We start from the raw sequence: 11225 nt of genomic DNA, 5'->3' as shown, positions 1-11225 counted from the left end.
TCACGAGAGTCATGACACACGCCTGACCGATACCGGATCCTCCTCCAGATACGACAGCAACTTTTTGGGCACTCATTTGAATACCTCCTACACTGTTTAGTGCCTTTCAATTCGCAAACAATGGGGTAATAAGTTATTAGCTTCCATAATAGACATGTACAAATTGAAACTTCCCGTCCTTGATGGAGACTAGATTGGCTCCTTGCGATATGGTGATGGCTCTGTATTCATCCATAAATGTCGCACGCCATTCGAACGCACCTCGTTGCCCCATTTCAACCCCCTGCAATATCTCTACCGTAAGTGACTTGAACCGTGCGATGCTGGCACTGTAGAATCGGCTGATCTCCGAGTGTCCTATCAACCTTCCCATGTCAGGCACAACCAGTTCCCCATCGGAATGGTAAAATTCCAGGATCGCACTCAAATTACGACTTTCTTCGGCCTGCCAATAGCGCTCTGCGACGTCTTGAACCTTCCCCATCAGACCACTCCCTAGATTTAAGGACTAGGTTCCAACGCAAGTCCATCAAGACATGGGCTTGCGCCGGAATAGTCGCTGTCAAAATTACGACTTGTAGTTCAAAAGGTACTGTTGAATAGCGGAAACAGAAGTCGGGGTGTTGTAGTTCTTATAGGTCACAATGTGATACGGTAACGCTTCAAACGCAGGAAGAGATTTCCCTGCCCACACCGCACGAAGCGCTTTGACCGACCATTCTCCTTCAAGCACAGGACTCTGAAGCGCAGACGCCTTAATAACCCCACTTTTGATGTAATTGATTTCTCCTAAATCCGCGTCAAATCCTACCACACAGACTTTGTTCTGAAGGTGCAATCGAGCTACCGCTTCAGCTGCGCCCAATGCAGACCGATCATTTGCCCCAAACAATACATTAATGTTGGGGTCCCTCTCTAACATGGTTGTGGCCTCTTGCAGAGCCGTTTCTACCACAGAGTTGCTGATTTGAATTCCTTCGTATTTAATCCCGGGAAAGTTCGACATTCCTTGTTGAAATCCGTTCCGACGGTCGATCCCAGACGTGGTAGATAAATTGTAGTCAATAATCGCGTACTCGCCGTGACCGTGAACAAAATCCCCCGCCCATTTGGCAATGGATTTCGCTGCTGCCACATCATTCACTGCGACAAAGGTCTTGGCTCCACTATTCAAATCGGAGTCTGCCGCTATCACAGGGATGCCCGCTTTTTCAGCTTCTTTCGCCGGAGCCACCAAGGCGGTTGGACTATAAGGAACCAATACGATACCGTTCACCTTATTGGACACCGCTTCTCGCACCAGATTAATCTCCGTACCCACATCGGCTGAAACAGAGGGGGCTTGAAATACTGTTTTGTATCCATATTTCTTAGCTTCACGCTGTACCCCAGCGTAAACGTCTAGGAAATACGGAGTGGAATTAGATGTAGGAATGAACTCTATGGTTTTAGGACCGGTAGTTGTCGTCTTTGCAGCAGCAGTGGACGTGCCACAACCCGCTGCTAAAATGCCCACTGTTGATGCCATAAGGACCACAGTCCCAGCCTTTTTGATTAGTCTGGAGTGCTTTGCGCCATTCTTAACTCCTGTCACATCAGTCATCTCCTCGATAGATAATAGGTAAATCATCGGGATATTTTGAAATTTCCACGAATGTAAGCCCGACAAGTTGCGGAATAGACGTCAAATAGCAGTCCGCTTTCTAAAGGAATCGATAAAGACCGCGCCAATCACGACTATGCCTAAAATTAACGTTTGGGCGTAGCTAGATACCCCTAACAATTGCGTGCCGTTACTTAGTACACTGAGAAGGAGCGCCCCTAACGTGGCTGCCCATACGGAGCCTTGACCGCCAAAGAGACTTCCGCCGCCTATCACAACAGCAGCGATGGCGTCAAGTTCAAAATTTGCTCCGGCCGTAGGGAGGGCAGTGCTCACGTAGGCCGTCAGCATCAAGCCTCCGAGTGCAGATAAAATCCCGGAGAGCAGATAGACCCACACAACAGTTCTTTTAACGGGAAGTCCGGACAGATGCGCGGCCGTTTGATTACTCCCAATCGCATACACACCGCGTCCAAAACGAGTCTTCCCTAGCAGAATTTGGCCCAACACGGCCATTACCACGGTAAGAATGATGATATAGGGAAAAACCCCAAGGATCGTTCCTGTCCCGAAGTTGGCTATGGCTGCAGGAATGTTGTAAATCGGTTCTCCACCAGTAAATAAAAGAGCAATTCCAGAGCCAATGCTTAAACTCCCCAAGGTGACGATGAAAGCAGGCACTTTAGTATAGGCGATCAAGATTCCGTTAAAGAGCCCCACGCCAACCCCAATAAGCAGCATAACGATGACTCCGACAACCACATCGCCATGGGCCATCATTGCCGCCCCCACGACTCCGGAAAGCGCAACAATTGATCCCTGGGACAGGTCAATCCCTGCGGTGATAATTACGAACGCTTGACCTACGCTCAAGAGCGCAATGACGGCGACCGAATCAAAAATCGTCGCGACATTCGTTTGGCTCAGAAAGTTGGGTGTCACGATGGCAAACACAATCACCAGAACCACTAAGGCCGCCATGACTAACGACGTATTTAAGACTTTGCCCACAGTTTGAAACCATAGAACACGTTCTTGCGGCGTTGCTGAGGGCTGACTAGAATCCAATTCAACATTACGCTTCATAGGGTGCTCCCTCCAGTTAATGGATGGACGTTGGGCTCGTCCATCGCTCCCGTCATGGTCAAGCGAAGCAGTTTCTCATCGTCAAGCTCTGATCTCCAATACGGGCCAATCAACTTGCCTTTGTACATAACCGCGATTCTATCAGCAATACCAAGAAGTTCATCATTATAGGAGGACACGAATACAATCGCATGGTGATTGTCGGCTAATGACAAAATATGTTGGTATACATCGTGCTTAGCGCCCACATCGATTCCTTTGGTAGGATTGTTCAATATGAGACATGGTACGTCCCGCAGCAGCCATCTTCCAATGACCACCTTTTGTTGATTCCCTCCCGATAGATTGCCAATAGTGACTTTGGTAGATCGCGGGCGTACTCCGAGCCGCTCGACCATATGGTCGGCTTGTCGTTGCTCCTCTTTATTTCGCATGAAAAATCCACGTGACAATAACGGGCTATGAGGAGCGGCTACGAGAGGTAACGTCCCATTAGTGGCCACAGAAAGGCCCAACATGAGTGCCTGCGCGCGGCGATCTTCTGGAACATATCCAATACCGGCTTTTAGGGCATCCGCGGGATTGCGAACCTGAACCCTCTTACCCCGCATGGACATCGACCCCGAACTAATGGGCCTCCATCCAGACATTACATCAGCCAATGCATTCGCTCCGGATCCCACAGCGCCCGCGATGCCCAGCACTTCACCCTCGAATACATCTAGATCAACCGGTTCAAGTCTCCCGTCGTCGATTTGCTTTAAGGAAAGAAGCACCTCGTTAGAGGGTTTCCCGTGACGGTTCGGAAAGAACTCTTCCAACGTACGCCCCAGCATTGCCGCCAAGACATCGCGTTGACTGGTTTCGCGAATGGGACGGCTGAATACCAACTCACCATCTCGGAGCACAGTGACCATATCAGCCAACTCAAACACTTCATCCAAATGGTGAGACACAAATACCATGGTGTATCCGGCAGTGCGCAGCTGTTTAATCGCACTTAAAAGAGACGTCGACTCTTGACGTGTCAAGGACGCTGTCGGTTCATCAAATAAAATGACACTCGGAGACTTGTACAGGCACTTTAAAATTTCAATCATTTGTTGTTCCGCAATGGGTAACTCGCCCACTAGCCTTTCCAAGTCCATCCTAGGAAAACGAACCCGCGACAGCAGGTCTTGTACGCGCTGACGCAATTCCCTTGCTTTGACAAAGCCATAGTCGTGGGGTTCGTGTCCAATTGCAATGTTACTGAACCCGGACAAGTGAGGAAAAAGGCTCAACTCTTGGAATACGACGCCAATCCCGTGACGCATCCCATCACGCACACTACCGAGAGAAATTGGGTTTCCATTCAATGTCACGGTTCCTTCCGTAGGCACTTGAACCCCCGCCAATACTTTCAACAACGTGGATTTCCCGGATCCATTTTCTCCGGCAAGCGCATGGATGGTCCCAGGAGCTATTTGTAAGTTAATGTCCTTTAGAGCCATCGTTGGTCCAAATCGCATACTCACATCCTGTACGCCAATCATCAGCGGGCACTCCTTTCAGTCCCTCCCGATACTACCCTGAGGTTCCGACATGACTCGCGTTCGACAAGAGACACGTCGAGCATAATTTTTTTAGGATTTTCGGAAGGGCTGGCTTCCAACTGGGTCAATAACATCCTGGCCGCAATCGATCCTTGACGGACCGCATCCCGCGTCACGCATGTGAACGGCGGATCAAGCAACTCACCCAATTGCAGATCGTCAAACCCAATAACCGAGACCTTTTCTGGAACACTTAACCGCAAAGCGTTGAGGGCCTTTAGTGCACCCACACTCATCAAGTTGCTCGACGAAAACACTGCGGTGGGGGGATCAGGCAACGAGGCCAGTTCTAACATGGCCTGATATCCTCCCGACTCTCGAAACTCTCCATCTTTGCAGTACTCTGGCCGCAGTTCAATCCCGGACTCTTCTAACACGTCACAAAACCCTTGATACCGCTGTAATCCCGGGGTTGTAGTGAGAGCACCTCGAATTGTCGCAATTTTGGTGTGACCAAGGCCTACCAAATACTCCGCAGCCAAGCGAGCTCCCTTGATGTTGTCAGTGAGCACACAATCAAAATTTTGCCCTGGTATTTCGCGGTCCACCAACACGAGTGGGATCCCTAAATCGCGATAAAGTGCCACATCTTCAAGGCTGTAGTTCCCTTCTGTCGCTGGGGTGAGAATGACGCCATCTACTCGTTTAACAACATCTTGCAATACCCGATGCTCACTCTTACTACTTTCATCCGTGTTAAGCAAATAGATCTGATACGGCCCCTCGCGACAGATATTTTCAGCCCCTTTTACGACCGCCGCAAAAAACGGGTTGGTAATATCCGGGACAACTACAGCGATCGCGTAATGTACGCCAGACCTCAAGCTCTGCGCCACCGAACTAGGATGATAATCCAGTTCGTCAACCGCTTTCTTAATTACTTCGCCCGAGCGAACCGGAAGCCCCCGAAGGTATCGAGATACCGTTGCGGTCGAAACCCCGGCTCGGCGAGCCACATCGTTAATGTTAGCCAACGTTGGAGTCTCCTCTGAAATCGATTACAGTAATCGTTCTTAGTTTATGATTTATTCCTTTTCCCTGTCAATACACAATCAACCATTTCATTGTAAATATTCTTATTTTTTGGTATGAAGATCTGCTCATCACACACGCCGCCAGGGGAGTTCATAGCGAACGACTATTCCTCTACATCGTCAAATAGCCAAAAAGTAGACTCGCCAAAGAGTGCTGCTCTATCCACGCTTGCCACAAGGTTCTATTTATTCCCTACGCTGACCGTCGCCTTATCGACGACACCTCCCCAAGGTCATTACGCAAACGCCACTCGTCCATCTCCTGGTCACCCTTCCTTTAAGGAAGCGGCCTCGTGGCCACAGACACTCCTCATGCCAGACCCTAACCGTTTGCTTTGGCAATGCCATAACTGTTCGATTCGCGCAGGCTACAGTACCTAAATGGTGCGACGCGGCCGATTATCATAGGGGCATACCTCTTCAAAAGAGTTTAATATCTTTTGAACACATTGCGCAGCCCAGAGTGCGATCGCCGTAGCGGTCGCATCGCATTGGCGGCAACTGGTAACCACCTCAGAACTGACGACATCTGGAGGAGCCAAACCGAAGGTAACGTGATTTGGCCAAAACAAACCCATTCAGACGGGCAAGGGGATCTTGAACATGGATCCGTCTCGGCTGTACTTGATTTTGTCATCCCGTCGACTCACTTTCGAGTTATCGGATACACAGCGGATTAGGAATAGCATAAAGCCGAGGTCAGTACACCCGGAGAGGCTTGCGCCCCTTGGTGTATCCGCGACAATAGGGGGGAATAATGAGCACGGACTCGGCTAAACCCAAGACAAATGAGATCATCATAGCCCGACAGACATGTTCTCCTGTGAGATGCTGATTCGTGCCGTTATTATGTCGAATAGCTCACGGCCCGCTGTAAGGTTCTGCTAGATTGTCAAACAACGGACCGTTCAATAACCAAGACCAGTACCAAGGTGCAGAAGCATCCCCAGTAGACTCGTCCAACATTTCAAGAAGCGTCGAATAGTTGTCCGACATTTTCGTGAGCAGCTCATCGATTTCTTCTTGTTCGCCGCGACTCTTTACGAGGATCTCATTCACAACGTCTCGTAGGTAAGAGTTTAAGTGCCTGATTAACGGAGCAACAGCCGTGGCTTCAGCAGCATGAACGAGGTTGTTCCGTGCCCGGTATAAGCGTTGGAGATGCCACGCCAACCGACTATTATGTTTGCGTAGCAATTCGCTGATTGTCGCATCCGTAGCAAATGCGTTCTTAAGCCAAGACGCCCTCGATGTTAACAAGGTATGCCCTGAGATCAAAGATAACAACTCTCGAAATTCCGCTGGCTCCCGAAATAGCTGGATCATATTGGTGATAGAAAGCGCGTCAGGATTTTCGGTTGTAATTCTATGGCCTTTGTACACCGGTTGAACACCACATCGCCGTAGGTCCGAAAGAAAGTTACTGACTATGCGGAAGACGTAGCTAGCAGTAAGAACAGCGGGAATCACCACCCTTAGGCTCTCAATTCCCGAGTCCATATCGCCACCCGTGACCAACGCTTCCAAAGCCACCCATAAATTCGAAAATTGTATTTCCGGTATATTCGTCTCATAAGCCAATCTGGTTTGCCGAAACACCTTTTCCAATCGGACCCGGCTGCTATTAGATAGTTGCACAAACGCGTCAACAACCGCAGAAATTTCTCCCTGAGACGAGGAAATGCGATTTTCTCTAACGGAATAAGTGAGAGCTCTTTGGGAAGGAAGAACCACATACACCACTTCGGGAAGACCTACAGTTTCCCCATAATGGCTGAGTAACGACACGACGGCTTCATATCGTTGAAGGCACATTGATACAGCTGCATGCAAATTGTATACGTAAGTAGTCGCTACTTCATAAACGAATTCATTTGCGAGAGGAAGTCCGATTCCCTCCAATCCTCCGAAATCCTGCACCGCCTCCCTTCCGTTTATTACCGAAAAACCTAGCTTTATGACCGCTAAAGCGTAGGTCGACTGAACTTCCTATAAAACAATGAAACGAGGCTTGCCGGTTTAATAAGTAGCTACAAAGCGAATTCCAGCCCTCCATAAAAGGGGGCCATTCAAAAGGAGGTGAAAACACGAGCTTATACAGGCTTTGAGAGTCCCAACCAGAGTTTATTAGCGAGGTCGCTAAAGTTTCGGTCTAAAAGATGACACGGATGACGGAACCCTCGGCGCCGGTTGCTTCATTGAAAAGCCTGTTCAGTTCATCTATTACCCATTGCTGATAGTGCTCATCCAAAATCGCCAGCGCGTAGCCCAGAGTATGCTGAATGGACTTAAGGGACTCCTTCTTCGTTCCCGAACTTATGGTATGCAAGAGCCTCTTCTTTAACGGGCTATTAAACCTGCTTAAGGTCAAATCGCGGGCGAGAAGGTCAATAGCCTCATCCTTCAAGGCGTTCAAATTAAAGGGGTGAATCACCCCACTTTGCACTTAGGTCAAAGTGTCAAGCATTTCTCGTAAAATACTGTGAGTGTTCCGCATCTTAACAGCATAAGTGTCCAAAGACTTCCGATGAAACAACTCTAACCAACGCTGAATAAAAGCGAACGCCTCGGGTGTGGTGCAACCATACTTATTGCGCAAATCACCATCCGCGAGCCGTCTAAGCGTCAGAATCCTCCTCTTGCAGTTGCAAACGGAACAAGAAACGTGTTAGTTTAAATATACAACATTAAATGATTACAAAGGTTGAGAAGTGTCCGAGCGTAAGTGCCGGCCTCTCGACCCTTGTTTATGTGCGAACTACTGATGCTGATGTCCAGATTCGACCCGTATGGAAGGATCACACCCTCGGCTTTGAGTCCGGGACTGGCGAGGCCATCGAGTGGATTCCCGACGGCTTCCCCTACCTGCGGCTTCACATGGCCGTTCACTGGGAACACAATCAACTCTCGAATCAAAAAGAGACAGGCTATGGACAAATTGTCGCCCTCAAAAATAACCTTCTTGAATGGATTGGCCCAACCGATAAGGTCTATGCCACCATCCTCACAGGAGGAGTGAGTCAGGTGAAGGTCCGGGCCGCCACCAAAGATTGGCACCCCTTGAACATTCGGAAGAAGCTCTTCATTGAACCTCATCAACTCTCTCAGTTACCCTCTCACACACTCGATTTTGTCGAATTCGGACACTTTCAGGAAGTCCCTTTAGACCCCACCATTTCGAAACCGAGGCGACGATTTGGGCCCATTCCCGTTTTTCCCGCAATCCAACGAATGCAACAATTGGACCACACACTCCAAAGGCTATCCCATGTCATCGAGAAGTTAACGCTGTAAGTCACGTGGCAATCGCACGGAGGACGACGAAGGGTTATTGTGAATGGGCACATGCACTAATTTACCATCGAGGATAAATCTGGGGATTATCTTCAAAGCTATAGTCAGCCTATAAAGATTCGAGGACGCCACCTGGAACATGTGGAAGACATAGGTCCACTCGTGACTGTCACCGTCGTCGGAGGGCAAGGTCACTTCTGTCCTGACCACGGTCATCCATACGAAGGGCTCTCTCCCCTTGAGCTAGATTGCTCTTCGCGCAACACCTAGCCCCCATCGATGATTTCATCCGTGCCCTGAGCCCGTCACCGACCGTCATGAAGTGTTGTTAATACGGGTTTCGCGTGCCCAAACACGGAACAGGATACGAACTCGATGGGCAAGAGGCCTCTCCGAACGGATGCTTTCCCTCGCGACCTCACCACGAGATACTTCCTCCATGACAGGAGCATCTCGCTCGCTTCGTCTCTGCCCGACAATGGGAAGCCTCATAAGGCTATAACTATTTTCTGACTCACATAAAGCGGAGTTATCTCTATAGTCCAGTCACTCCCTAGTTCGTCTGGCCGAATGAAAGGAATAACCGCTCCTCCTATATTCGCCTTGCTAAGAGTATGCGCATTAGCGATGACCCGCCGCATTTCGCAATGCTCATCACCGCGTAGAGACTAGATTCTTCGCGTCGAAGCCGTCGTTATCATGACTCCAACCGCTCGGAGCGCAGGTCCACGCACCGATCTTTCTTTCACTATGAACGCCTGCGTAGAATTTCATGGGCAGCCAAATATCCCGACGTGGCATTGAGTCCGCCTCCAGGCCAGGTTGACGCGCCCACCATAAAGAGTCCGGGTATGGGAGTTCGATAGCGTGACCAACCGGGAATGGGGCGAAACAAATAAAACTGATCTAAGTGGTGGCTTCCCGACACACTATCGCCACCGACCAAATTCGGATTGTCCATTTCTAAGTCCATTGGTGACAACACCGCACGATCAAGAATCTTCGTCTGAAATCCCGGTGCATACGGCTCAATTTTGTCGAGAATGCGGTCCGCATAGGACTCTTTGATATCCTCCCACGAATTTGTTGGCGTAATGACCCCGAGCGCGTCACCCCGGGGTATGGCAGGCACTGACCGTACCTGCACCCACAAGGTTTCATGCCCTTTAGGCGCGCGCGAGTGGTCCCATACCGACTGTTGACCCACCACCAGCAACGGACTCTTCGGCAAGAGCCCGGCGCGCGCCTCCATATCTGCCAATGCCAGGTCATTTACATATGGAGCGATGTGCACATAGAGTGACCGTTCCATACTCGCAGCCGTCCACGGCACCGCCCCCGATAGTGCCAGGTGAATCATCATAGTGCCGGGGCCATAGCGAAAGCGACGCACTTTGGTAAGAAATTCAGAGGGTAATAGATTGGCATCAACCAAGGGCCCAAAGAGGTTTTTAGGGGTTATGTTCGCCACCACCGCCCGTTTTGCTCGGATTTCCTCCCCGTTTAACGTTTTCACCCCCACGGCGCGCCCACCGCTTACCACCACCGAAGTCACCTCGGTATTGAGTAACAGCTCTCCCCCATGCGCTTTTAGTACCGTCACGACACTCGCCATTAATTCACCGATACCGCCGTGGACAATCGCCATGCCATTAAAGTAATCCGCCATCGACTCCAAATAAGGAAAGGTCGCGCCCCCGGATGCATCCGGCTGAAAGTCGAGATGATATCCCCAAGGGATTAAGAGCGCTTGCATTTCTGGGGATGTAAAACGAGACTCGACAAACTGCCGCGGAGACTGAAGAAGCTGTGCCCCTACCTCTTGGGCACGGCGCCAGCCCAGCCGTTTTCCCAAACGGTAGATGGCTCGAGCGAAGGCCCACGACGGAATCGGCAATTGTAGAAGGGGGAAAATCATCGGGGACACTTCTTGAAATTGGTCACTTAATTCTCTCCACGCGATAACGTCTTTTTGGGAAAACGCTGCAATCGATTCTTCAGTGGCTTGTCGATCCGTATAGATGGGAAGTCCTCTGCCATCGGGAAAGACACTACCGTAGGGTTGGTCCGCAATATCCACCCTGAGACCAGCGCGAAGGAACTCCGGACCAAATTCTCGATTCAATGCCGACCCCAAAAACAATCCAATGTTACTAGCATAATAGTCATGGATAAATCCAGGCCGAGTGATTTCGCCTGATTTGGCGGCCCCTCCTGCCACAGCGCGCGCCTCGATCACCAGCACCTTAAGGCCCGACTTGGCCAAAACTAATGCTGCGGCGAGGCCGTTATGGCCTGCCCCAATGATCACCACATCGTATTCCGCCATTATGTCACTCCCCGCCACCACTGAAGGCTCTCAGCAATCATGGCGGAATAGCCATCGACGTGGCCCCAGAGCTCATCAGAAAAAATCTCTAAATCATAGTGCCCTTGATAGCCGGTGGCCTCAATCCATCGAATGGCTTGCGCGAGGTGAGCCACCCCCGTCCCGGGAATGGCTCTATCGGTAAAACTTCGGGTCGGGTTTCTCCAATCCGCTATCTGCACCGATTGGATACGAGACCCCGCACGCTGAATAGACCGTTCGAGCTCCGGGTCCCACCAACTGTT

Annotated in this window: 11 protein-coding genes; 1 reads left to right on the top strand and 10 read right to left on the bottom strand. The window is 50.3% G+C overall.

Going from position 1 to position 11225, the window contains the following annotated elements; genetic code table 11:
* Positions 1–136: 136 nt before the first annotated feature.
* The 8 genes from ACOJWD_RS11735 to ACOJWD_RS11700 form a co-directional block, all read right to left on the bottom strand.
* Positions 137–484 carry a nuclear transport factor 2 family protein gene (locus ACOJWD_RS11735; protein ID WP_486993415.1) on the bottom strand — a complete coding sequence of 116 codons (348 nt, stop codon included), beginning with the start codon at positions 482–484 and terminating at the stop codon, positions 137–139.
* A gap of 84 nt (positions 485–568) precedes the next feature.
* On the bottom strand, positions 569–1594 hold the full coding sequence (locus tag ACOJWD_RS11730) for a sugar ABC transporter substrate-binding protein (protein ID WP_486993414.1): 1026 nt from the start codon (positions 1592–1594) through the stop codon (positions 569–571).
* Between the two features lie 90 nt (positions 1595–1684).
* Complete coding sequence (locus ACOJWD_RS11725) at positions 1685–2689, bottom strand: ABC transporter permease (RefSeq protein WP_486993413.1); 1005 nt, start codon at positions 2687–2689, stop codon at positions 1685–1687.
* Complete coding sequence (locus ACOJWD_RS11720; protein ID WP_486993412.1) at positions 2686–4224, bottom strand: sugar ABC transporter ATP-binding protein; 1539 nt, start codon at positions 4222–4224, stop codon at positions 2686–2688. The genes ACOJWD_RS11725 and ACOJWD_RS11720 overlap by 4 nt, the downstream gene beginning before the upstream one ends.
* Positions 4224–5258, bottom strand: coding sequence for a LacI family DNA-binding transcriptional regulator (locus ACOJWD_RS11715; RefSeq protein WP_486993411.1), 1035 nt, complete (start codon positions 5256–5258; stop codon positions 4224–4226). Before ACOJWD_RS11715 ends, ACOJWD_RS11720 begins: the two co-directional genes overlap by 1 nt.
* A gap of 437 nt (positions 5259–5695) precedes the next feature.
* Positions 5696–5896 (bottom strand): putative immunity protein, encoded by a 201-nt coding sequence (locus ACOJWD_RS11710; RefSeq protein WP_486993410.1) that lies wholly within the window; start codon positions 5894–5896, stop codon positions 5696–5698.
* Between the two features lie 283 nt (positions 5897–6179).
* The gene (locus ACOJWD_RS11705) at positions 6180–7238 is read right to left on the bottom strand and encodes a hypothetical protein (protein ID WP_486993409.1); all 1059 of its coding nucleotides are present in this window, start codon (positions 7236–7238) and stop codon (positions 6180–6182) included.
* Positions 7239–7470: 232 nt separating this feature from the next.
* Positions 7471–7764: a hypothetical protein gene (locus ACOJWD_RS11700; RefSeq protein ID WP_486993408.1), complete on the bottom strand. Its 294-nt coding sequence runs from the start codon at positions 7762–7764 to the stop codon at positions 7471–7473.
* 305 nt (positions 7765–8069) lie between these two features.
* On the opposite strand from ACOJWD_RS11700, the gene ACOJWD_RS11695 reads away from it, so the two are divergent.
* Positions 8070–8612, top strand: a complete 543-nt coding sequence (locus ACOJWD_RS11695) for a hypothetical protein (protein ID WP_486993407.1) — start codon at positions 8070–8072, stop codon at positions 8610–8612.
* Positions 8613–9360: 748 nt separating this feature from the next.
* On the opposite strand, the gene ACOJWD_RS11690 is transcribed toward ACOJWD_RS11695, so the two are convergent.
* Both ACOJWD_RS11690 and ACOJWD_RS11685 read right to left on the bottom strand, forming a co-directional pair.
* Positions 9361–10941 carry a phytoene desaturase family protein gene (locus tag ACOJWD_RS11690; protein WP_486993406.1) on the bottom strand — a complete coding sequence of 527 codons (1581 nt, stop codon included), beginning with the start codon at positions 10939–10941 and terminating at the stop codon, positions 9361–9363.
* Positions 10941–11225, bottom strand: a 285-nt coding sequence (locus ACOJWD_RS11685) for a TIM barrel protein (RefSeq protein WP_486993405.1), incomplete at its 5' end; no start/stop codon positions are given. The genes ACOJWD_RS11685 and ACOJWD_RS11690, both read right to left, overlap by 1 nt.

Source organism: Sulfobacillus sp. TH-112, assembly GCF_057473405.1.
Note: the sequence above shows the minus strand (reverse complement) of the source record. Positions and strands in the feature narration are given on the sequence as shown.